This is a genomic window from Paraburkholderia sp. D1E (assembly GCF_052682275.1).
In genome coordinates, this window is sequence record NZ_JBQYMB010000001.1 from 4,573,209 (window position 1) to 4,596,692 (window position 23,484).

Annotated in this window: 20 protein-coding genes; 9 read left to right on the forward strand and 11 right to left on the reverse strand. The window is 59.8% G+C overall.

Annotated features, from left to right (window positions below):
* Nucleotides 1-96 precede the first annotated feature (96 nt).
* From ACUN0E_RS20480 to ACUN0E_RS20495, 4 genes are all read left to right on the forward strand, one after another.
* Complete coding sequence (locus tag ACUN0E_RS20480; RefSeq protein WP_408236535.1) at nucleotides 97-1,086, forward strand: hypothetical protein; 990 nt, start codon at nucleotides 97-99, stop codon at nucleotides 1,084-1,086.
* A 138-nt stretch (nucleotides 1,087-1,224) separates the two neighbouring features.
* The gene (locus ACUN0E_RS20485) at nucleotides 1,225-1,623 is read left to right on the forward strand and encodes a hypothetical protein (protein ID WP_445567803.1); all 399 of its coding nucleotides are present in this window, start codon (nucleotides 1,225-1,227) and stop codon (nucleotides 1,621-1,623) included.
* 61 nt (nucleotides 1,624-1,684) lie between these two features.
* Complete coding sequence (locus ACUN0E_RS20490) at nucleotides 1,685-3,862, forward strand: ATP-binding protein (protein ID WP_445567804.1); 2,178 nt, start codon at nucleotides 1,685-1,687, stop codon at nucleotides 3,860-3,862.
* A gap of 91 nt (nucleotides 3,863-3,953) precedes the next feature.
* Entirely contained in the window at nucleotides 3,954-4,586 is a 633-nt protein-coding gene (locus ACUN0E_RS20495; RefSeq protein WP_408236752.1) for a response regulator, read from the forward strand.
* 576 nt (nucleotides 4,587-5,162) lie between these two features.
* Here ACUN0E_RS20495 and ACUN0E_RS20500 read toward each other — a convergent pair.
* The 3 genes from ACUN0E_RS20500 to ACUN0E_RS20510 form a co-directional block, all read right to left on the reverse strand.
* On the reverse strand, nucleotides 5,163-6,737 hold the full coding sequence (locus ACUN0E_RS20500) for an amidase (protein ID WP_445567805.1): 1,575 nt from the start codon (nucleotides 6,735-6,737) through the stop codon (nucleotides 5,163-5,165).
* A gap of 125 nt (nucleotides 6,738-6,862) precedes the next feature.
* Nucleotides 6,863-8,779: an SMP-30/gluconolactonase/LRE family protein gene (locus ACUN0E_RS20505; RefSeq protein ID WP_445567806.1), complete on the reverse strand. Its 1,917-nt coding sequence runs from the start codon at nucleotides 8,777-8,779 to the stop codon at nucleotides 6,863-6,865.
* Between the two features lie 468 nt (nucleotides 8,780-9,247).
* Nucleotides 9,248-10,129: a LysR family transcriptional regulator gene (locus ACUN0E_RS20510; RefSeq protein WP_445567807.1), complete on the reverse strand. Its 882-nt coding sequence runs from the start codon at nucleotides 10,127-10,129 to the stop codon at nucleotides 9,248-9,250.
* A gap of 116 nt (nucleotides 10,130-10,245) precedes the next feature.
* Here ACUN0E_RS20510 and ACUN0E_RS20515 point away from each other — a divergent pair, with 116 nt between their 5' ends.
* On the forward strand, nucleotides 10,246-11,124 hold the full coding sequence (locus ACUN0E_RS20515; RefSeq protein WP_408236553.1) for an NmrA/HSCARG family protein: 879 nt from the start codon (nucleotides 10,246-10,248) through the stop codon (nucleotides 11,122-11,124).
* A 166-nt stretch (nucleotides 11,125-11,290) separates the two neighbouring features.
* Here the strand turns inward: ACUN0E_RS20515 and ACUN0E_RS20520 are convergent, their stop codons facing one another.
* From ACUN0E_RS20520 to ACUN0E_RS20530, 3 genes are all read right to left on the reverse strand, one after another.
* Nucleotides 11,291-11,737, reverse strand: a complete 447-nt coding sequence (locus ACUN0E_RS20520; protein WP_445567808.1) for a hypothetical protein — start codon at nucleotides 11,735-11,737, stop codon at nucleotides 11,291-11,293.
* 388 nt (nucleotides 11,738-12,125) lie between these two features.
* Entirely contained in the window at nucleotides 12,126-13,928 is a 1,803-nt protein-coding gene (locus ACUN0E_RS20525) for an NAD(P)-binding domain-containing protein (RefSeq protein ID WP_445567809.1), read from the reverse strand.
* 81 nt (nucleotides 13,929-14,009) lie between these two features.
* Nucleotides 14,010-15,152: a GAF domain-containing protein gene (locus ACUN0E_RS20530; RefSeq protein WP_445567810.1), complete on the reverse strand. Its 1,143-nt coding sequence runs from the start codon at nucleotides 15,150-15,152 to the stop codon at nucleotides 14,010-14,012.
* Nucleotides 15,153-15,380: 228 nt separating this feature from the next.
* On the opposite strand from ACUN0E_RS20530, the gene ACUN0E_RS20535 reads away from it, so the two are divergent.
* The gene (locus ACUN0E_RS20535) at nucleotides 15,381-15,695 is read left to right on the forward strand and encodes a helicase (RefSeq protein WP_408338351.1); all 315 of its coding nucleotides are present in this window, start codon (nucleotides 15,381-15,383) and stop codon (nucleotides 15,693-15,695) included.
* A 137-nt stretch (nucleotides 15,696-15,832) separates the two neighbouring features.
* Here the strand turns inward: ACUN0E_RS20535 and ACUN0E_RS20540 are convergent, their stop codons facing one another.
* Entirely contained in the window at nucleotides 15,833-16,606 is a 774-nt protein-coding gene (locus ACUN0E_RS20540) for an MBL fold metallo-hydrolase (RefSeq protein ID WP_408338353.1), read from the reverse strand.
* Nucleotides 16,607-16,653: 47 nt separating this feature from the next.
* Entirely contained in the window at nucleotides 16,654-17,061 is a 408-nt protein-coding gene (locus ACUN0E_RS20545) for a VOC family protein (RefSeq protein WP_408236767.1), read from the reverse strand.
* Between the two features lie 203 nt (nucleotides 17,062-17,264).
* Between ACUN0E_RS20545 and ACUN0E_RS20550 the strand changes: the two genes are divergently transcribed.
* The 3 genes from ACUN0E_RS20550 (at nucleotide 17,265) to ACUN0E_RS20560 (ending at nucleotide 19,596) form a co-directional block, all read left to right on the forward strand.
* Nucleotides 17,265-17,579, forward strand: coding sequence for a hypothetical protein (locus ACUN0E_RS20550; protein ID WP_408236680.1), 315 nt, complete (start codon nucleotides 17,265-17,267; stop codon nucleotides 17,577-17,579).
* The gene (locus ACUN0E_RS20555) at nucleotides 17,576-17,878 is read left to right on the forward strand and encodes a 4Fe-4S dicluster domain-containing protein (RefSeq protein ID WP_408236683.1); all 303 of its coding nucleotides are present in this window, start codon (nucleotides 17,576-17,578) and stop codon (nucleotides 17,876-17,878) included. The genes ACUN0E_RS20550 and ACUN0E_RS20555 overlap by 4 nt, the downstream gene beginning before the upstream one ends.
* A gap of 209 nt (nucleotides 17,879-18,087) precedes the next feature.
* On the forward strand, nucleotides 18,088-19,596 hold the full coding sequence (locus ACUN0E_RS20560) for an MFS transporter (RefSeq protein ID WP_445567811.1): 1,509 nt from the start codon (nucleotides 18,088-18,090) through the stop codon (nucleotides 19,594-19,596).
* 4 nt (nucleotides 19,597-19,600) lie between these two features.
* Here the strand turns inward: ACUN0E_RS20560 and kdgD are convergent, their stop codons facing one another.
* From kdgD to ACUN0E_RS20575, 3 genes are all read right to left on the reverse strand, one after another.
* The gene (kdgD, locus tag ACUN0E_RS20565; protein ID WP_445567812.1) at nucleotides 19,601-20,518 is read right to left on the reverse strand and encodes a 5-dehydro-4-deoxyglucarate dehydratase; all 918 of its coding nucleotides are present in this window, start codon (nucleotides 20,516-20,518) and stop codon (nucleotides 19,601-19,603) included.
* A gap of 76 nt (nucleotides 20,519-20,594) precedes the next feature.
* Nucleotides 20,595-21,944, reverse strand: coding sequence for a glucarate dehydratase (gene gudD, locus ACUN0E_RS20570; RefSeq protein WP_408236692.1), 1,350 nt, complete (start codon nucleotides 21,942-21,944; stop codon nucleotides 20,595-20,597).
* 125 nt (nucleotides 21,945-22,069) lie between these two features.
* Entirely contained in the window at nucleotides 22,070-23,401 is a 1,332-nt protein-coding gene (locus ACUN0E_RS20575; protein WP_445567813.1) for an MFS transporter, read from the reverse strand.
* Nucleotides 23,402-23,484: the final 83 nt, after the last annotated feature.

Sequence of the window (23,484 nt, forward strand, 5' to 3'; positions counted from 1 at the left end):
TGTGTGGCAGTCTCCACGCGGCAACTATTGAAGTTGGCCAAAGCAATCACTCGAACTCATACTGCGCTTACTCGTCGTTTCCGGTTCAAGCCACTCATGTTCGCCCTCAATCACATTGATGGAATCCGCCGATCCAGATCACGTGGCGGTATCAAACTGTCTGCAGCGCTCTCCCTCATTGCCGTCGCGTTGTTGAGCCCGGCCTTCGGCAGCGCCACCGCACCCGATACATCGGCTGTGGCGGCGCACGCCGCCCCCACTCACGTGCGGATTCTTCGCATATCCGGAGACGTTGTGCGAGAGGGCCGGTGGGCCTTTCTCATCACCGCGCTGAACCACACGGTACCGACCTACGGCCCGTACGTCATAGACGACTATTTTTCGTCGATGTCGGCTCAGCGCGAGGCCGACGAGGTGATCTCGGGCCGCGTGATCAACGTCGTGGCGAGCGAGCCCGGACACCCGGAACTCGACGCAGCGGCGATTCCGGTGCCGATTCCCATCGACCGTGGCCTGCTGGGCTATCGGGTGGCGCTCATCAATCAGGGCGAGCAGGCAAAGCTCAACGCGATCCACGACCTCCAGGGTCTTCGCACGCTCAGCATCGGTCAGGGTCAGGACTGGGGCGACGTGCCCGTATATCGCCTCGCCGGCGTTCCACTCGTCACCGCAAGCCGCTACGAGCTGCTTTTTATGATGCTGGCCGACCACCGCTTCGACATTTTCCCGCGCGGCGTGGTGGAGATCACGCATGAATTGAAGGCTTTTCAGGCCAGCTACCCAAATATGAGAATCGATTCTCATCTGCTGATCCGATACCCGTATGCCCAGTTCTTCTACGTCAGCAAAACCGAGCCGCTGCTGGCGAGACGGATCAGAGACGGCCTCGAGGCCATGCTGAAGGACGGGAGCTTTGAGGCGCTGTTCCGTGAACACTTCGCGCAAGGAATCGCCGATCTGCACCTCGAACGCCGTGTGCTGATCGATTTGAAGAATCCCTCTCTCCCGCCATGGGTGCCATTGGATCGCAAAGAACTCTGGCTCGATCCATTCGACGGGAAAAAGCGGGAGGCAAGCGGGAATTGATTCGGAAGACTATAGAAGCTAAGGATTTCCTGACCAGAAAATCAGGGAACCAGCAGCCCACAGTCCGGACTGCCTGACGGCGGCGCCTGGGCAGGGCGTTTAAAGTGGTTCATCACACACCGTCGCCGGACCACCGTCATGACCGACTACTTTTTGCCGTGCAAAGAAACAGTCAAACGCATCGACGAGCTGTGCACAGGTCTATTTGAGCTTTGGTGTGAAGAAAGAAAACGGGTACCGCTTGCCTATCTTTTGCACTGCTGGCCGCTCACCGGTCACGATCTGCCTGCGATCAAGCGTCTGGCCGACGCCATGTCGGATTTGTGTCAGTTTCAGGCGGGGAAAATCAATAAGCGTGAGTGGAGCATGATGCGCGAATTAATCGGCAGTGCCCGCGAAATTGTTGGAGAGCCTGTGCCACGTGGCGCGGCTACCGCGAATGGCGTTGGCATCACGTGGATGCGAGCACGGCTCGCAAACGCAGCGGATCAGGTGCCGGCGGTTGCAGTAGCAGATATCCTCGACGGCCCCTTATAGACCGCGATTCCGCCGCGAGTGCAGAATACAGATATAAAAATCACTGCACTCGCGGGGAAATATGGCGGTGAATAGCTTTGGCTCACTCTTTGCCACGCCCGGCCGATTCAGGCACAGCGTGGTTTTCCGGCTATTGGCTACCGTGCTGCTGTTCAGTTGCGCGGTCACGCTATTGCTGAGCGCACTACAACTCTATCGCGACTATAGCCGCGGCGTCGAACTGATTGAAACCCGTCTATCAGACATCGACAGAAGCAATCGCGACAGCCTTGGCGAGGGTTTATGGCAGCTCAATCGCACTGAACTTCAACTTCAACTGAACGGCATCTTGCGACTTGCCGACATGTGCGCCGCCGAGGTTCGCGAGACCGGTTCGAGCGGCACGCCGATGGTGGTGACAGCTGGCCAGCGCATGACGGGCGCCGTGATATCCCGCGAATTCCCGATCTTTTATTCTATCCACGGGACTCAGCAGAAGATCGGCAGCCTCTATGTACAAGCGACGCTTGCGAACCTCTATCATGCACTGACGCAAACCGCGCTGGTCATTCTGGTCAGTCAGGCCACCTATACGTTCATCGTTGCGCTGTTCACCATCTACATCTTCTCGCGCCTCGTTACGCGGCATCTCGCCACGATTGCCCGCCTGGTCGGCGAATACGATTTCCGTGCGGCGCCGAAGCCGTTCGTCCTGCCGCGCCGCCGGCCGAGCCGGCCGGACGAACTCGATCGCGTGGTCACCGCGTTCAACAGCATGGGCGCGCGGCTGCACGACGCTTATCTCGCCGAGCGCGATGCCACCGCGCAGCGGGAAGCGCGACATCTGGCCGAAGCCGCCAACCGGGCCAAGAGCGAGTTCCTCGCGAACATGAGCCATGAACTGCGTACGCCGCTGAACGGTATCCTCGGTTATGCGCAGATTTTGCTGCGCGATAGCAACCAGAGCGAGCGTCAACGCAACGCGGTCGAAGTTATCCACCGTAGCGGCGAGCATCTGCTGACGCTGATCGACGATACGCTCGATTTCGCGCGTATCGAAGCCGGCAAGCTGCGCATTGAGATGAGCGACGTATCCCTGCCGGGCGTCCTCGATACGATCCGCGACATCATCGGCGTGAAGGCGGAGCAGAAGCGTCTGCGATTCCTGTGCGAGTCAGCCGCCGACCTGGGCTGCGCGGTGCGGGCAGATGAGCGCCGCTTACGGCAGGTACTGCTTAATTTGCTGGCGAATGCGGTCAGATTCACGGACGCAGGATGGGTCAGTCTGCAAGTCACCCGAACACCTGCGGGCGCGGTGCGCTTCTGCGTACGCGATTCGGGTATCGGCATCCCCGCCGACAGGCTCAGCGCGATATTCGAGCCTTTTGAGCAAGCCGGTAGCCCCGAACGGCGCGCCGGCGGCGCAGGGCTCGGTCTCGCGATCAGCCAGCAGTTCGTACGTGCAATGGATGGCGAAATCCGCGTAGAAAGCGAGGTGGCGCACGGAAGCGCTTTCTGGTTCGATCTCGCGCCGGCCGTTGTCGACGCGTCCGCAGCACGCGCCGACCTGTCCACCCCTGCCGCGCGGCGCGTAACCGGCTATACCGGCCCGCGCCGCAAAGTGCTGATGATCGACGACGAACCCGTCAATCGGGCCGTGGTAATCGAATTTCTGGAACAACTGGGCTTCGACGCTGTGGAGGCCGCCAGTGGACATGAAGGACTCGCGAAGGCGCGCAGCGAGGCGCCGTCGCTCATCATGACCGACATCCTGATGCCGGAAATGGACGGACTCGAGACGACGCGCAGATTGCGTCGATTACCGGGACTGGGCGATATTCCGATCATCGTCGTGTCGGCGAATCCTTCCTGGAGCGACGAGAAGCGAAGCACCGACGCAGGCGCAAACGCTTTCCTTTCCAAACCGATCGACTTCGACCGGTTGCAAACCCATCTGGCGGACTTACTGGCGCTGGAGTGGACTTACTCGCCGGTGACCCGCCCGCCGCAATCTGAAACATCGCGAACGCCCTCTTACGTGTTGCCCGAGGTGTTACCCGATGATGAGCTCGACAACCTGCATCGTCTCGCCCGTCTGGGCGATATGCGCGCCATTGCCGAATGGGCCGACAGGATGGCGGCGCTCGACGAGCGCAATCTGGCCTTGGCAACGGAGTTGCGCGCGCTCGTGAAAGGCTATCAGTCAAAAGCTATTCTGCTGCTCGTGGAGGAACATCTCGAGAGGAAGCACCAGCGATGAATGACGATTGGCCGCACATTGAAGAAAGGAGCACGCCCGGCGCGGGCATAATCGTCCCTATTCACGTCCCGCTCAGGACCGAGAAAAACACATGATAAAAATCCTCATTGCAGACGACCATGCGATCGTGCGAGGTGGCCTGAAGCAGATCATCGCAACCACCACCGACATGATCGTTGCCGACGAGGCGGCCGAAGGCGCCGAAGTGCTCGATAAACTACGCGCCCGGTGTCCGGACCTGTTGCTGCTCGATATGACGATGCCGGGAATTAGCGGCATCGACCTGATCCGGCGCATCAGGACGGAGTACACCAGCCTGCCGGTGCTCGTGCTGAGCATTCACAACGAGGCCCAGGTCGTCTCGCGCGCATTGCGCGCTGGTGCAACCGGCTACCTCACCAAAGATAGCGACCCGGAGATCCTGCTTACCGCGATTCGCAAGCTGGCCGAAGGCGGACGATTCATCGATCCGAAGCTGGTGGACTCGATGATCTTCGGCACGCATTCCGGTGACACCCCACCGCACGACATTCTGTCCGATCGTGAATTCCAGGTGTTGCAAGCCCTGGCTGGTGGAAAGAGCATCAACGACATCGCCGAAGCGTTCTCGCTCAGCGCGAAGACCATCAGCACACATAAAATGCGCCTCATGCAAAAACTGGGACTCAACAATAATTCGGAATTGATTCGCTACGCGATCAGACATCACATTAGTACGGAATAGAACTCAACTAAGGAAATCCCTACACGAATATCAGGATGCCCTGATGCATGAATTCGGTGACGACCGACCGACAAATTTTTTTGACGGCCTTATGCTTGGCTCATGCTTTTGGTTTATGATCACTCCCCAGCGAACTTGGCCCATTAAAAGATAAATCTGTGCCACGCTGCCATGCCAACGCATAGTTAAACTTGGTACGCGGGAAAAAATGCCCGCGCCTGGCACCATCACCCGTAAGTTTGACTGACTACCGTCTCTCAGGTTCTGGCATGCAATCCTCGGACGCCAGAGTCTTTCCGGCCGACACAATGTGTCGGCTTTTTTTTGTCAATTACTGCCAGAGACTTCCAGAAAAAACTTTCATCTAATTGATTTTTCAAGTCTTTTAATTGAAGAGAAGAATAAGATCTCCCGCAAACCTTTGCGGGATTAAACCCTGTGCCTTTATACAGGCTAGATGGCGAGTACTATCACGACCGACAGACCGAGACGGCGGAATCTGGAGAAAAAAGGTTGATTAATTTTCTCGCATAAGATACCCGAAGTCTATTTGTATGAACAATAGGCAGATGTCGATTAGGACGAAGCTGGAGGCACATCGGTACGCTTCAGAAATTGTGGCTCCCTGCGCCATTGAGTGGCCTGCTCGAACGCATAACCCAGTGCCAGCAACCGTGCTTCGCTCCAGGCGGGTCCAACAAACGACAAACCCACCGGCAAACCACGCACTTGCCCCGCCGGCACTGTCAGATGCGGATAGCCGGCCACCGCGGCTGGCGTTGAAAAGCCGCCGTTATTGCTGTCGCCGTTGATGAAGTCGGTCAACCATGCGGTCCCGCCCGTCGGCGCGACGATCGCGTCCAGATCATGCTGACGGAGCACGCGGTCCAAACCTTCGTCACGCGATTGCGTGCGGCAAGTTGCCAGCGCGCTTTTATACGCATCGCTATCGAGACCACCCAGGGCTTCAGCCTGAGTGAAGAGCTCCTGGCCGAAGTAAGGCTGTTCGCGAGTGCGATGCGCGTTGTTGAAAGCGAGCAGATCGGCGAGATTGCGAACCTGTGCATGCGGCGCGAACGTGTCGAGCCATAGCGGCAGATCGTGTTTGAATTCATGCAGCAAGACGGACAACTCTTCCTTGTCGTAACTGACGCGCGGCAGATCGACCGGATCAAGCACTTCGGCGCCGAGCAGCCGCAGTTGCGCGATTGCCAGTTCGATCTGCTGGTCGACTTCGTCGTGACCCGTAAAAAACTCTCGCGCGACGCCAATCCGGGCGCCTTTCAACGCGTCCTTGTTCAACGCGCGAACATAATCGTCCGGTGCGGGTGCTGTCGACGTTTGCGGATCACGCGCGTCCGTTCCTGCAATTGCCGAAAGCAGCAACGCCGCGTCGTGGACCGATCGGGTAATCGGACCGGGCGTGTCCTGCGTGTGTGAAATCGGAATGATGCCGTCACGGCTTACCCGTCCGACGGTCGGCTTGAGTCCTACCACCCCGCAGATCGACGCAGGTGACACAATCGATCCGTCTGTTTCGGTGCCGATCGCCATTGCCGCCAAACCCGCGGCGATCGCCGCCGCAGAGCCGGAGCTCGATCCGCTCGTATTCCTGTCCAACGCATAGGGGTTGCGCGTCAGCCCCCCGCGCGCACTCCAGCCGCTAGTCGAGCGCGTGGAACGGATGTTCGCCCATTCACTCAAATTCGTCTTTCCGATGATGACCGCACCCGCTTCACGCAGACGGCGCACGAGGTCGGCATCGCGGGTTGCGCGAACGCCGTCGAGGGCAAGCGAACCTGCCGTTGTTGCCATCCGGTCGCCGGTTGCAATGTTGTCCTTAATAACGATGGGCACGCCATGCAACGGGCCACGGCGCACGCCCTTGCTGCGCTCGCCGTCCATCGCGGCCGCGATCCGCATGGCATCGGGATTCAGTTCGATCATGCTGCTCAAGCGCGGGCCACGCCGGTCGATCGCTTCGATACGGCACAGGTAGTGGCGCGCGGCCTGCGTTGCGCTCATCTCCCCGCCCGGTATGAACGCAGAGCGTTCGACGGGTGCCGGTGCCGATGAAGTGGCGCCGGCGCCTTTTGACAATAACCCTGCGGCTAACAAGCCGAATGATTCAAAGAATCTGCGTCGTCGCATGGGGAAGGTTGAATTGAGGTTTGTCGTGGGGTTCCGCGAGGCGTGACATGTTGGCCACGCGGTCCATGTATGCGCGGGTCCCCACAGGCACCGCACAGCGCCGACGCCCCCTTCAAGTCAGCCGATCACGGCGTCCAGCGATAAACAATCATACTGGACCCGTTGTAGTTGTCTTTCGTGATCACATACTCACCGGCCGATCTAAGGTATGCCCTGAGGCCATACATCGAATCCACGTCATTACCCACATCCACCGTACCCGCACTCGAATTGATCAGCGTCGTATCGAGGTTGCCTGTCGTGAGATTGAAGGCGTCGATGTTGGGCACCGTATGCACGTAACCGACGAAAAGATAATTCCCGGCTGCCGTGATCGACTTGGGATTGGCACTGGTGAGGGTGATCACCGGATTGGGCTTCGTCGTGTTGCCCGCGCTCCAGCCGTGATACACCTCGATCCTCGATTGTATCGCCGTCCAGTCCCAGCTCCCGGCGATGCCTTGCGCGAGAATCATGGTGTCACTCTCCGGCAGATAGATGATGCGTGTCAACGGCCGGATGCTCTGCGGAATGGAGATGGCGATTCCCGGCCCCCATGTCGGCTTGCCCTCACCATCGAAACTGGTCAGCGGGTAGTGATAAATGTGGTTCGTCCTGTCCAGACCGGCCCATACGTCTCCCCGGCTATCGATGCAAAACCCGCCTGTGACCGATAGCGTCGTATTGAATGCGGTGCCCGGAATCGACGCATCCGGAATAGCGATGTAGCCGCTCGCCGGATTGAAATGGAAGAAGTAAAAGATGCCCGGATTCTGGCCAGATGCGACGAGTATCCGGTTTCCGCCGACGCTGACGAGCTGACCGAAATGCTCGTCGCGCTGGGTATCGTTCATGTTGAGGCGTGGATCGGACGGATAGCTGAACGGGTCGACGGTATTCGCGACAAACGTGCCGCCCGCCGTGCCGGTGTAAATGTTGGTGCCACTATAGAAGTAAGTGGTGTCCGTAACCGGGTCTGGCGCTGCGACCGCCTCGAAGTTGAGGGATTGAAGCTTCCATTGCAGGACGCCGGCACTGTTATACGCGTGAATGTCGGTGCCGCCATTGCGGCCGAGGTCCCAGCCTCCACCCCATGGGTTGTTGAGCACATACAGGGTGCCGGCTGCGTCTTTGCCAATGCCGGTAACACGCGTGAAGCGTTTGTCGCCAACCTGGCCTTTGATGCCTGTGGTGGTGTCGAGATATCCGCCCTGAATGCCGAACGTGCCGACCAGGGTCGGCGCACCCGAGACGTTGTAGAGTTTGATATTCATGTCGGGACCCTGATCGCCAACCATGAGCTGTCCCGACGATGCGTCAAAGTACAGCGCGGACGGTCGCGAGGCCGCAGGCATCTGGATGGTGTTCAGCAGCGCGCCGGCCGCACTGAATTCGACGACTGTGGCCGCGCTTTGCTGCGCGACCCAGAGATTCCCCGCCCCATCCAGAGCGAGTGCACCGGGACTCGATACGCCGATGTCCTGCTGCCACGCGCCGTCAGTGGTGTAGACCCGCACGCGATTGCCAAAAAGGTCGCTCGCATAAAGGAGAGAACCGGTTGTTGCGAGTCCGGTGATGACATCGGCCCGCTTGACGGCGTTCCACGTACTCACGGGAATGAGGAGATCGCGTTTCTGAGTCGCGCGGTTGTACCGCCCTACCGCCCCGCTGCCGTACACGGTGCTGTACTGCAAGGCGGCGAAGATCGACGTGGCATTCCCCGTGATGGCCCCACCCTGAAACTCGCTGTTGATTCCGATGGATCCGATGCTCTTGCCGTTCTGGTATATCGCAACGCCGCCTTCGTTTTCATCCCATAGGGAAGCCGTGTAGATCACGCCTTCGGGCGCGACCCACATCGAGCGCGCGCCGTTGCCTACGTGCGTAGCAAGGGTGCCGAATGTATTCGCCAGCCAGTCGGTGGTGTATTGCGCCTGACACACTGACGCAATCACGGTGATCAGTACGCCAAGCAGTGCAGCACGAATTCGTTTTTTAACCATGGGTGATGCTCCCCTGACAGTTGTTCCTCGATAACATAAATCACCGTAAATCATCGAGTGAAACGTGATAAATGCAGCAAGCATATGTTTGCCGGCCATTCGCAAATTCGCGAGTATCGCTCAGGTTATTGCTATTGCGTATCGAATAAAATTCTGAAAAAAACATAATTAATTACTGCGGAAGACCGCGACCATCCTTGTAGAGAGCGTTGCGCGGTATTGATTTGATCTGAAGCGATTCGAGATAGAGTCTCGCGCTCCCGATGTCAGTGAATCAAACGCTGATGCATTTTCGCCATGGCGAATGAAAAACATGTGATTGCGCCAGACATTTTTCAGAACGATGCTTGTCACCCGCTGCGCATATCTATCGAAAATGGCCTGGCAATCCGATGTCTGCGGCCTGGTACGTGGCGCCGGCATACTTCGTGAACTTCCGCGCGCTTGCCCTATTCAGGAAGCGGTCCGTCAGAGCCTGGCTGAGTCCGGTTTCAGCATGTCCATAAACGCCCGGACCTTGGCGCTCAGCAATCGGCGCGAACTATAAAGCGCCCAGATTTCCACGGGCGAACCCGCCTCCACACCCCAGCAAACAAGCCGTCCCGCCCGCACATCCTGCTCGACCAGCAAGCGAGGCAGGAGTGCCGCGCCCACGCCCTGCAACACCGCCTCGCGCACCATCAATAGCGATGACATCCGCAGCACCGGTATCGGCTTGATGATCCTCACACCACCGCCTTCCGTCCGCATGTTCCAGAGCACGCCGGACGGGGCCGCGATCGACATGACCGCCGGCACCTGCAGCTCGTCTGCTTCGCTTGCAGCCACCGACGGTATCGACATGGCCGGCGAAGCGACCACGAGGCGCTCGTCACCGAGAATGCGCCGCCCTACGAGCTGCTCGTCATGCGATGGATCGATGCGGATCACGAGGTCGTACCCGTCCTCTACCGGATCCGAGACACGGTCTTCTGCAATGATTTCGAGCTCGACCTGCGGATAGGCGAGCGCAAAACGCGCGGCGATCTGGCACAGCACGACATGTGCGAAAACGACCGGCGCGCTGATACGCAACCGCCCGCGCGGAACGGGTGCACGCGACGCGACCGCTTCACCCGCCTCCTGAATCTCCGTCATGAGCCCCCGCGTGCGCTCGTGGAGTGCCAGACCTTCCTCGGTCAGACGCAGCCGGCGCGCGCCCCGCTCGATCAGCCGCACACCGAGGTCCTCCTCCAGCTCGGCCACACGCCGCGAGAGCGTGGCCTTGGGACGGTCGAGCGCGCGACTGGCCGGCCCGAAGCCGCCGTGCAACGCGACAGCATTGAAATCTGCCAGCGACGTTAAATCCATGATCGTTCCATTTACGAGACGAGATGTCTTGATTCTGGCACTTTCGGCCACTCAATGAAACGACTATTGTTCGTCTCACGGACTAACCCAGTCCATTCACCCCCCAGGAGAAAATCATGGCAATCCTCGTAACTGGCAGCACAGGCGTGATCGGCAAGCAGGTTCTCGACCATCTGAACGGCAGCGGCGCCGAAGTACGGGCACTGACCCGCTCACCGGAGAAAGCGCAATTCCCCGACGGCGTCACCGCGGTCAAGGGAGACCTGTCCGACATCGACGCAGTGCGGCGCGCAATGAACGGCGTCAGCACCTTGTTCCTGCTGGCCCCCAACGCCGCGGACGAACTGACCCAGGCCCTGCAGACCCTGAGCGTGGCGCGGGAGGCCGGCGTGAAAGGCATTGTTTATCTGTCGGTTTTCAAGGGCGCGGAGTACGTCGACGTGCCTCACTTCACCGGCAAGCACACGGTCGAGCGCATGATCGAGCACGACGGCCTGCCGGCGACGGTGCTACGCCCCGCCTATTTCATCCAGAACGACGTCAGGCAGAAAGACCCGCTGCTGACGCACGGTGTCTACGGCATGCCGATTGGCGGCAAAGGTATTTCGATGGTCGACGTCCGCGATATCGGCGAAGCCGCGGCACGTGAACTCCTGCGCCGCGAGCGCGCCGCCAACGCACTGCCGCGTGAAACGTACGAACTCGTCGGTCCCGACGCGCTAACGTCGGACACCATCGCGGCGATCTGGGCCGAGGCGCTGGGCCGTCCGGTCCGCTACGGCGGCGACGATCTCGACACCCTCGAGCAGCGTCTCAAGGCGGTCGCGCCGGGCTGGCTCGCCTACGACATGCGTCTGATGATGCGCCGGTATCAACAGGACGGCGCGGTCGCGTCAAAAGCCGAAGTGGATCGCCTGGCTGCGCTGCTCGGGCGGCAGCCAAGGTCCTATCGGGACTTTGCGATTGCAACGGCCGCCGCGTGGGCGAAGGGTTGATTGATCAGGAGAGGCAAATGCGCTGTCGAAAGACTGGCGTGCGAACGACGGGCGGAGGCCGAAAGGTCCCGCCCGTCATGTGTGTATAAGTTCACTCACGCCTGGAATGATCGTCAGGAGACCGGCAGCGTCGATCGTGATGGCAGGATTCCTACATATTGTGGCATCAATGCCCGTTGCAGAAAACAGCAGTAAGAAGAAGCGGAATCACTTCGTGAACAACCGCAGTGCTGCCCGCCCTTCGCACGCTCGCTTCAACCGACTCAACAGAGCCGGTCACCACCACGCCGTACCTTGAGGGATTGACCGGCTGGCCGCTGCCTTGTTTGAACATGGGATCGTCCGGCTCATACCCGAAGACGGCATAGACATGAAAGCCGAATGCCGTCAGGTTACTTCCGCGCGTGGGTCGAAATGCGTTGACCGAGTTCGCCTCAATGCGCATTGGCTTTGGGTCGATCGACTGCTCATTCAGAAGCGGAGCAATGAAATCATGCGGGCTCGACTGGCAGTCCAGTTGTGTGTCGAGCGCATAAGCATTGCACACGACCGAAGGAAATCCCACGCCCAGCAATGCAAGGGAAGTCAGCATACGGAGAACGGACAGTTTCATCGTAGTGGCGCGATCGTTCTGCTGGAATGCGCGAAAAGCTCGAGGACATGCGGCAGCAGATCGTTGAGACTTCAGAATCGTACGACTGACCCGGCAAGTCTGTACGGTGACGCTCAGATCGGTCAAAACCGGCGAAGGCCGGCGCATAGCCGGGTGACATCGCCAGCGGCCAGCAAGCGCATGACCAACGAGTTGAACGACTATCGTGGCCAAGAAATGGGAGAGGGGGCTGGATGAAAAGACATTTCAGGTCCAACTTGCTGGAGGGCCCGGCAACGAATGATTGCGTGACACTGCCCGCAAAGAGTTCGTCGATGCGCGCCGCAACCCCATACCCGGCATTCGTCAGGCTGGGATCGAAAAGACGCGCATCGACCACACGCTGGCGTCAGGAAAGGTGATGCACTTCCTGGAGGCCATAAACCGGCGTCGCAATGCCTTCCATGCGTGCCTTCAATTGCAGCGATAAATATTGCGAATAGTGGCGCGACTGATGCAGGTTGCCACCATGGAACCACAAGGCGGACTGCTGCGTGGGCTTCCACATGTTGCGTTGCTCGCCTTCCCACGGCCCCGGGTCTTTTGTCGTATTCGAACCCAGCCCCCACACCTTGCCCACTTTGTCCGCTACTTCCCGGGAGATGAGATCGGCGGCCCAGCCGTTCATCGACCCATAGCCCGTTGCATAGACGACGAGGTCCGCCTCGAGCTCGGTGCCGTCGCTTAGCAGGACAGAGTGCTCCTTGAGTTCGACCACATCCACGCCGCTTTTCAGCTTGATCTTGCCGTTTGCTACAAGGTCGGCTGCTCCAACATCAATGTAATAACCCGACCCGCGCCGAAGATATTTCATAAAGAGCCCCGAGTCGTCGTCCCCGAAGTCGAGCATGAAACCGCGCTTTTCCAGACGATCGTAGAACACCGCGTCGCGCTCCCTGATCGCATCGAATACGGGCTTTTGAAACGTGTGCAGGATCTTGTACGGGATCGACGCAAAAGTCAGGTCGGCTTTCGAGGTCGTCATGCCTGACGCCACCGCTCGCTCGGAATAAAGATCACCGAGAGCAAGCTCCATCAGCGAATCAGACTTCACGATATGCGTGGACGAACGCTGAACCATCGTGACGTCGACGCCCGCCTCCCACAGCGCCGCGCAGATATCATGCGAAGAATTGTTCGCGCCGATCACCACCACTTTCTTGCCTTTGTATGCGTCGGGCCCCGGATGTTTCGACGAATGATGCTGCTCGCCCTTGAATACATCCATGCCTTTGAATGAAGGGGTATTGGGCTTACCCGACATGCCCGTAGCAAGCACAAGCTGCTTTGGCCGCAGCGTCAGCGTCTCACCGTCGTGCTCAACCTCGACCACCCATTCAGCCGCCGCTTCGTCGTATCGCGCGGACTTGCAAATAGTCGATCCCCAATAGTTCAACTCCATGACCTTGGTGTACATCTCAAGCCAGTCGCCGATCTTGTCTTTGGGTGTGAAAACCGGCCAGTTATCCGGGAACGGCAAATAAGGCATATGGTCGTACCAGACCGGATCATGCAGACACAGTGACTTGTACCGGTTGCGCCACTGATCGCCAGGGCGTGGATTTTTATCGACGATGATCGTCGGCACACCCAACTGGCGCAGACGCGCGCCCAGTCCTATGCCACCCTGCCCTCCGCCCACGATCAAACAGTACGGCTGTTCCGCGCGACCCAGCGCCTGCGCTTCGGCTTCGCGACGTTCCTTCCAGCTCGTTCGATCCATGCGTGCGCCATGCTCCGCGCCCATCGGACGACGGTTGCCTTTGGGTTCTTCGTGGCCTTTCAGTTCACCCATGGTAGTCAGCAAGGTCCAGATCAGGCCATCTTTCACGCGGATAAAGCCGCTGCCGCGGGCGACCTCCGTTTCGAACGTGATCCACGCCTGGGCTACGCCACCGGCTTCGGTCGGCACTTCATTTTCAGCAACCCTCAACCGGGTGGGTTTAATGGCGTCGAGTTGTGCGTCGAGCATGGCGCCGATCTGGTCCCGGCCCTCCATGGTTTTGATATTCCAGGTGACAGCAACCAGATCGCGCCAATAGCACTCGGGTTGAAACAACGCGACGGCCGCAGCGGTATCACCGCGTTTAAGCGCCGACTCCATGGACTCCAGAACATGTGTAATGGTCTGGCTTGCATTTTCTTCAGGCATGGTTGCTCCTCCATTTGATACGGATTAGTGAAACGTCGAAGTCATGCGCGGGTTCTCTGCCCGCTAGATAACCGTGGACCGCTATCGTCGGTGAGGCGGGACAATGCCGAACTTCGCGATCCGTCGATAAAGCGTCGCGCGCGAGATGCCCAAGGTTTGGGCTGTCTCGTCCGGGCGCCATTTCGCATCCGTCAGGGCTGCGACGATGCGATTGCGCTCAAGGGCGTCAATATCGGTGAGTGTGGGTTGCGCCTCGCGGGCGGGATCCCGGGGCTTCGGCGCAGCTTGCCGCTGTGCGCGAATCACGGGTGGACGAACACGTGCATAAAGCGGCGAGCCATTGCCCGCAAATTTCATCGAGACCATGTCGCGACCCGGTCTGACATCCAGAAGACGTTCGGCGCGGACATCGAATAGTTCGGAGACGGGGCGCGGCAACTGGTCGAGGCCCGGCACGCACTCTTTCGCCCGGCGATTCGCCGCGACCGCATTTCCGCGCGCATCGAAGGCAATCAGAATCTCCGGCTGCGCTTCCACATAATGGCGATTGCGGTGTGCCAGCAAAACCCAGCAATGCGTGGTCGCATTGAGAAAGAAACTGTCTTCGATCAACACCGCGCTATGACGCACGATGTGGTTAATCAGACGCTGGCTTTCGCGTTCGTCAGGCGAGCGAATCGCAGAGGCATCCAGCACGCCGATCAGTTCGCCTTCCAGTCCGAAGATAGGCGAGGCGCTACAGGTCAACGTCGTGAAAGCGGCGCGAAAATGGTCGGTCTTATGAACCGTAATCGGTTGGGAATCGAGCAGTACGGCCGCGACTCCGCAGGTACCCTCTTCCCGTTCCGACCAGCAGGAGCCCAAATAAAGTCCCGCTCGCTTGAAGTCGTGGCGCCGCTCCCGGTCAACGCGATAATCGATCGTCACGCCCTGCGCATCCGTCAGCATCACGCAGTAGTCCGCTTCGCGAACCGTCTCATGCAGACGCGAAAGACACTCTCCTGATGCCCGTAAAACCGATTCTTCCCGGTGTTGCACATCGCGTAATTCCGGTACGGTCAGAATGCGCGGACCCTTTGTCAGACCAGGATCGAGATGATATTGCTCAAGCGAGCGCCAGTACGACGAAGCCAGCCGCTTGGCATCGCCGCCGCGATCAGGCATTCGACCTTCGATCAACTTGCGGATCCGGTCGATGTGTCTCACTTGCGGAACATAGGGCATGAATGTCTCCGGTCGGCTCGGCGCGCGTCGCAGAGTAGCGCGCTCAGGATGACTTTTAGCATGCAGGTTCCGGAAGGGCACCCTGCAGTGCAGCATCAGACAGAATGAGACTTTTGTCTCAGCCATTTTTTGTTATGGGGACAGCATGCAACGCAATTTCCGGGCTAAGGAAACGGGCATGCACGATGCCCACTGCTAGAATAGTCGCCCTTTTCCCTGGAGACGCACATGTCCTGGTTCATCTATGAAGTGCCCGAATACAACGAAGATGGGGCGCGCATCGAACCCTTCAGCGACCTGCGCAGCCGCGTCCTGAAAGTCAGTGGGCAGGCAATGGTCGACGAGCTGGAAAGCGTCCGCGACAACGCCGCGACGACAGCGAACACGCCGGCGCACCCGCTGCTCAGCGCGGAAAATCCTCATGTATTCCCGATCCCGTATGCCGACTCCATGATCCTGGTCGGATTCATTTTCGAACTGAAACGGGAAAACCGGCATCTGGTGGTATCGCCGGTGGAAATGCCCTGGCTGAAAGAGGCGTAAAAAAGAGGCGTAAAAACGGGCTATTGGGGTTAGAAACGGGCGCGCCCAGACTCAGGGCCGAGCCGGCAAAAGCCAACCTGTTCCCTGGCGCGCGGGATGCAGCAGGCAACGCGCCAGGCCATCGGGCCGGCCAGTGATCAGCTACGTTTAGCCAGATAGGCGTCGACCAACTCGACCAGTCGTTCTCGCCCGAAGCTCCCGTCGTGCCCAGCGTGAACCACTTGCACGGGCAATTCGCGCAGGCGCTTCATGGTGCGCACATAGGTCGGAATATCCGCGCCACCGATCTCATCCAGCAGCGGGCCATCGTAGATCGCATCGCCCGAGAACAGCGTGCCGGACGCCGCCTCCCATAGACCAATGCTGCCCGGTGAGTGGCCTGGCAGATGCAGGACTTCAAAATGCCGGTTGCCGAGATCGACGATGTTCCCTTCCTTGACGATCTCCGTGACCGTTGCAGCCCGCACGCGATAGTCGGTCATCGAATAATCAGCGCTGGGCAGGGCCGTGATCAGATCGCCGTCGAACGGATAGCCTGCTTCGCGATACCGGCGAATGGCTTCGTCGCCTAATACCGACGCCAGAAGGGTGCCGCGCTCGCGCGGCGCGCGCAGGTTCTCGGCCTCCAGTTCGTGAACCAGCGTGTGTTCGAACTCGTGATGTCCGCCGATATGGTCCGAGTGCGTATGCGTCGCAACGGCGGTGACGTCCTTCTGCAGCAAGTGCTTCGCGGCATCCTGCAGACTGACGATACCCATCCCTGTGTCGATCATCAGATCCCGGTCGCGCCCACGCACATGCCAGATATTGCAACGCATGAGCGGAACGACATGAGGCTCCCAAAGCAGCGTGATGTCGTCGCTGATGCGTTTGAGTTCGTACCATCGGTCGGCAATCGGTAATCGGGTCATGCGGGGTCGCTCCACGAGTAAGAGTCGTTACTCTGACACACGCTGCATCAATGGGCGGCGGCGTTGGCATCCATCCACATCACTTCCCAGATATGGCCGTCCGGATCCTCAAAACTGCGACCGTACATGAAGCCGAAATCCTGCGTCGGGGTCGGATCGATCACCGTGCCAATGGCCTTCGCCTTGCCGACCATCTCATCGACTTCAGCGCGGCTGTCGACAGTGATGCAGATTAATACCTCACTTGTCGTTCGTGCATCGGGGATCGCCTTGGTCGTGAACTGCCGATACTTATCGTGCGTCAGCAGCATCGCGTGGATGGTGTCGCTCAACACCATGCAGGCGGCCGTGTCATCGGTAAATTGCGGGTTGTTGGTGAAGCCGACCGCCTCATAGAAACGCTTCGACGCGGCCAGATCATGCACCGGGAAGTTCACGAAAATCATCTTGCTCATCACTGTCTCCTTCAAGGAAGGTGCGAGTCGCGATATTAGCTCGCCACCGGCGTAGTCACGCCATTTTTCTCGTCGCCAACAATATTTTCGATCGTGAATCGTCTACAGGCGTATGGCACCGCCGCGTGGCGCGAAACCGCATCATCGACCGCGTTCGCTCGCAAGCCGTGTATGACGAACTGGATATCAAAAGGAGCAGATAGATGAGTTTCAAACTGAGATGCGTCGGCAAAGCACTGCTGGTTCTGGTGGGCATTGCCGTGCTGGGATGGATGGTGATGACGCTATGGAATTGGGTTATCCCGGCGCTATTCATCGGTGGCCGTTCGATCGACTATCTGCACGCGATGGGCCTGCTGATTCTGAGCCGGATTCTGTTTGGCGGATTTCGAGGACATGGCGGTTGCCACGGACGCCGGCATTGGCGCCGGTGGGAACGGATGACACCCGAGGAACGCGACAATTTTCAGAAGAACCTATCGTCCATTGACGGCAAGCGCCCAGGGGATCAAGCATGAGCGACACTTCGACATCCGCTTGCAAGCAGGAGGCCGGCGTGATTGTTCCCATCGTCAATTTGAAACGGTGCGAAGGCAAGGGCGATTGCGCAGTAGTCTGTCCCGAGCACGTTTTCGACATCCGCCGGATCGACACGGACGACTACCAGCAATTGGGAGCGCTGCACAGATTCAAGCTGCGCGTCCATGGAATGAAAGTCGCGTACACGCCAAACGCCGATGCGTGCCGGGCATGCGGCTTGTGCGTGACTGCATGTCCCGAACGCGCCATTACCTTGGCCAGAATCGGGGCGCCATAACGATACGGATAAAACGAGCAACGGGAATAGTTTCGCGTAAGGGAAAACCCGTATAATGGCGAGAGGTCAGACAACTATAGGACATCGTTGTCGTCACGACCCTGGCCCGCGCCCTGCCGCGCAGCGCCTATCCTGAAAAGCCCTTCTCTCCCAGACCCGTGAATCCGACTGCGACTGCTGCCCTGCCTTTCCGAAACGCCCTGCTAGCCATGCTGGGCATCGGCCTCGTCAACATGCTGGTCGCACTCGACCAGACCGTCGTCAGCACCGCGCTGCCTTCGATCGTCGCCGAACTACATGGCTTCGAGTACTACGCATGGATTGCCAGCGCGTACTTGTTGGCGTCGGTAGTGACGGTCCCCGTGTTCGGCCGTCTCGGCGACTATTTCGGCCGCAAGCGTTTCGTGATCGCCGCGGTCATCACGTTCACGATCGCATCGGTGCTCTGCGGCGTCGCGAACGACATGCTGTTTCTCGTGATCGCGCGTGGTTTGCAAGGGGTCGGCGGTGGGATGATGGTGGGTACGGCGTTCGCGTCGATACCCGACCTCTTCCCCGATCCGCGCGCACGGGTGCGCTGGCAAGTGGTGATGGCGGCCGCCTACGGGATCGGCACTGCAGCGGGCCCGTCGCTGGGCGGCTGGATGAGCGAGCATTGGGGCTGGCGTTCCACCTTCCTGATCAATCTGCCGGTCGGCGCGGCGGCGCTCTATTTCATCTGGGCGCATCTGCCCAATCTGCAGCGTCCGCATGAAGGCGAAGTCAAGATCGACTGGCTCGGCGCAGCGCTGGTCGCCGTCGTGCTGGGCGGCCTTCAGGCTCTCATTGAAGCCGTGCCGAAACACGGTCTCACGGCCGGCAACCTGGCATTGGCGGCTTTCGTGGTTGCGGGCGCCATCGCATTGCTGGTGTGCGAGAAACGCGCCACGCATCCGATCATTCCGCTCGACCTGTTCAAGGACGGGCAACTCGTCACGCTATTCATACTGGGCTTCCTGTCCGGCTTCGTGATGTTCTCGCTGATCTTCTTCGCGCCGCTGCTGTTGCAAGGCGGCTTCGGGCTGTCGCCGCAACAAGCCGGTCTGCTCGCTACGCCGATCGCCGCCTGCATCGCACTCGGCAGCCTGCTCAATACGCGCATCGTCATTCACATGAAGAAGCCCACGCAGATTCTGTCGATCGGTTTCGCGCTGCTGCTGTTCGCATCGATCGCGTTGGCGTTTGCCAATCCGGAGACACCGCACGTATGGATCGAATTGCCAATGGTGGCCGTCGGCATCGGCCTGGGTTTCATCCTGAACAATCTGAATGTGTTCGGCCAGGAGATTGCCGGGCGCGAACGCTTCGGCATCACAACGGCGCTGCTGCAGTCCACGCGGATGGTGGGCGGGATGCTAGGCACCAGCATCGTCGCGACCGTGGTGTCGCACCACTATCGCGACGCGGTCACCCGCACGATGAGCGTGCTCGGCGAGCCGGCCGTATCGCAATGGCAGCCGCGCTTCGTCGATCTGCGCATCCTGATCGACGAAGCGTCACGCGTAAAACTGATTACGGATATGAAGCCGTCAGGGCTCAATACACTGGCGCTGATCGACACGGCGCGCGATGCCCTGGTGCAGTCGATTCATATCGGTGTGTGGCTGACGGCGGTGGCAGCGCTTGTGGCCGCGTTGCTCGTGCAGCGCATCTCGCACGTTGTGTTCCGGCGGAGTTGACTGCTTACTGCGCGCCGAGCTTCCTGATCAGCACGTCGAGTTGCGCCAACTCTTCTTCAGTCAGATCGGTCAGCGGTGCGCGCACCGGACCTGCGCTACGTCCGACCAGCTTCGCACCCGCCTTCACGATGCTGACGGCGTAACCCTGGCGGCGGTTGCGGATCGCCAGATACGGCAGGAAGAATTCGTCGAGCAGCTTGCCGACGGTCGCGTGATCGTCCGCGGCAATCGCGCGATAGAAATCCATCGCGGTCTTCGGAATGAAGTTGAACACCGCCGACGAATACACCGGCACGCCGAGCGCCTTATAAGCCGCGGCATAGACTTCCGCGGTCGGCAGCCCACCCAGATACGAGAAGCGGTCGCCGAGGCGCCGGCGAATCGTCACCATCGCCTCGATTTCACCCACACCGTCCTTGAAACCGATCAGATTCGGGCAACTGTCCGCGAGACGTTCGAGCATGTCCGCATTCAGCTTCGAATTTGCGCGGTTATAGACGATCACACCGATGTTCTTCACCGCCTTGCATACTTGCTCGACGTGCGCGGCAATCCCTTCCTGCGATGCCTCGGTCAGATAGTGCGGCATCAGCAGCACGCCACTTGCGCCAAGACGCTCAGCTTCCTGCGCATAGTCGATCGCCACACGCGTCGGGCCACCCGCACCGGCCAGAATCGGTACCTTGCCGCGGCAGGTCTCGGTCGCCGTGCGAATCACGTTGGTGTAATCGCTTCTGGTCAGCGAGAAGAACTCGCCCGTGCCACCGGCGGCAAACAGTGCGGTCGCACCATACGGCGCGAGCCAGTCCAGGCGCTCAGCATAAGTATCGGCGCGGAAATCGCCCTGTTCGTCGAAATCAGTTACCGGGAAGGACAGCAGGCCTTCAGAAACGATCGCTTTGAGTTCTTGCGGTGAGGTCATAGCGTAATAGCTTGATAGCGTGAATTGCGGGTGAGAGCGAACGGCCGCATGGACCACCGCTCAGATCATAGGAGACTCAGCGCACCAGACACGGGCGCTTGTTATCGAACTTCCAGTTCGGAATCAGGTACTGCATGGCAACGCCGTCGTCGCGCGCGCCGAGGCCATGTTGCTGATACAGCGCGTGCGCCTTCTCGATCTCGTCCATATCCAACTCGACACCTAGGCCTGCGGCCTGAGGCACTTTGACCTTGCCGCCGACGATCTGCAACGGCTCACGCGTGAGGCGCTGGCCGTCCTGCCAGATCCAGTGCGTGTCGATCGCCGTGATCTTGCCGGGTGCCGCCGCCGCGACATGCGTGAACATCGCGAGCGAGATGTCGAAGTGATTGTTCGAGTGCGAGCCCCAGGTGAGACCCCATTCGTTGCACATCTGCGCCACGCGCACCGAGCCCTGCATGGTCCAGAAGTGCGGATCGGCAAGCGGAATATCCACGGACTGCAACTGGATCGCGTGACCCATCTGGCGCCAGTCGGTAGCAATCATGTTGGTCGCCGTCGGCAAGCCGGTCGCGCGGCGGAATTCGGCCATCACCTCGCGGCCCGAATAGCCGTTTTCCGCGCCGCACGGATCTTCCGCATAAGCCAGCACGTCGTGCTGGTCGCGGCACAGGCGCACCGCTTCCGCGAGCGACCATGCGCCGTTCGGGTCGAGCGTGACGCGGGCGTTGGGGAAACGTTCAGCGAGCGCCGTGACTGCTTCGATTTCGGCGTCACCGGGCAACACGCCGCCCTTGAGCTTGAAATCGTTGAAGCCGTAACGCGCTTGCGCCGCCTCGGCAAGTCGCACCACGGCCTCGGGCGTCATCGCTTCTTCAGTACGGACGCGCTCCCAGGCGTCGTGTCCGTCCGCCCCACTGGCATATGGCAGATCGGTTTTCTTGCGCTCGCCGATGTAGAACAGGTAACCGAGCATTTCCACTTCGTCGCGTTGCTGGCCTTCGCCGAGGAGTGCCGCGACGGGCACGCCCAGATGCTGACCAAGCAGATCGAGCAGTGCGGCTTCGAGCGCGGTCACCGCGTGAATGGTGGTGCGCAGATCGAAAGTCTGAAGACCGCGCCCGCCGACGTCGCGGTCGGCGAACTGCGTACGCGCTTTGTTCAGGATAGCTTGAAGATTACCGATCGACTGACCGACAACCAACGGGCGCGCGTCGTCGATCGTCTTGCGGATGCTCTCGCCGCCCGGCACTTCGCCGACACCGGTATGGCCGGCACTGTCGCGCAGAATGACGATGTTGCGCGTGAAGAACGGGCCATGCGCGCCGCTCAGATTCATCAGCATGCTGTCACGACCGGCGACGGGCACGACGCGCAGTTCGGTCACGATCGGCGTAGCGTTCGATTGAGATGAGTTCGTGGACATGAGAATGGGCCCGGTTGAATTAGTGAGCCAGCACGTGGGCGTCCGCGTGCTGCACAAGCGCGCTTGAAACCCATGCCGGACAGAAAGTGAGAAATGCGTTATTCACAGTCGACAATTTTCGCCGGTCAGTGGGCTTTGCTATGCAGCGCTTCCGGCAACGTGTCGGAGTTCACACGGCGATTGCGGGTCAGGAAGCTGGCCGCCGCCGCGATCAGCGACGCCACGCCCAGGGCGTACAGGCCACCGGTAATCGAGCCGGTGTGCTGCTGCAGATAGCCGAACGCGGCCGGCGCGAAGAATCCGCCGAGGTTGCCCACCGAATTGATCAACGCAATAACCGCAGCGGCAACGCGTGCATCCAGATAACCCTGCGGAATCGGCCAGAAGAGCGAAGACGCGGCCTTGAAGCCGATCGCCGAGAAGCAGATTGCCACGAATGACAGTACCGGGTTACCCGAAGTCGAGGCGAACAATCCGCACGCCGCGATAACGAGCGCCACGGCCAGCCACGCCTGCTGGAAGCGCCATTTCGCCGACAACACCGCGAAACAGTACATCGCGACCATGGCGATGAGCCACGGGATCGCATTGAACATGCCGACCTGGAAGTCCGAGAGCCCACCCATCTTGCGGATGATCGTCGGCAACCAGAAGGTAGCCGCGTAAATGGTCAATTGGATCGCGAAGTACAGGAAGCAGAACAGCAGAATCTGCGGGTCCTTCAGCAGCTTCATCGCGGGCAGATGCGCACCGCCGTGCGCCTCGCGCTCGGCCTGCTCCGCCGCAATCGACGATTCGAGAATGGTCCGCTCTTCAGCCGTCAGCCACGAGGCATCGCGAATGCGCGACTTCAGCAGCATCCAGCTGACACCGCACAGCACGATCGAGAAAGCACCTTCAATGAGAAACATCCATTGCCAGCCGTGCAGGCCGAAGCCGCGAATGGACAGCAGGCTGCCGGTAATCGGACCGGACAGCACCGACGCGAGTGCGGAACCCCCAAGAAAAACCGCCACGGCCTTGCCCCGCTCCTTTTGCGGCAGCCATTGGGTGAAGTAAAACACTACGCCCGGAAAGAAGCCGGCCTCGGCGACACCGAGCAGGAAGCGCAGCACGTAGAAGGACGTATCGTTCCAGACAAATGCCATAGCGGCCGCGACCAACCCCCAGGTGCCCATGATGCGGGTCAGCCAGGCGCGCGCGCCATACTTCTGCATCAGCACGTTCGACGGCACTTCGAAGAGCGCGTAGCCGATAAAGAACAAACCGCTCCCCAGCCCGTATGCGGCCGCGCCAATGCCGAGGTCCGTCTGCATGTGAGCGTTGACGAATCCGATATTCACGCGGTCGATGTAGTTCGCGATGAACATGATCAGAAAAAGCGGCAGCACGTGCCGCTTGACCTTCGAGACCGCGGACTCAAGCGGGTCGGCGGCCGTGGTGAGAACAGATGTCAAGGGTGTCTCCAGTGTCGGCCACTCCGCGGCCTGCCCGAACGCACCACCATGCATTCGAGCAGGCCGGGTGATCCGGTTCCGAA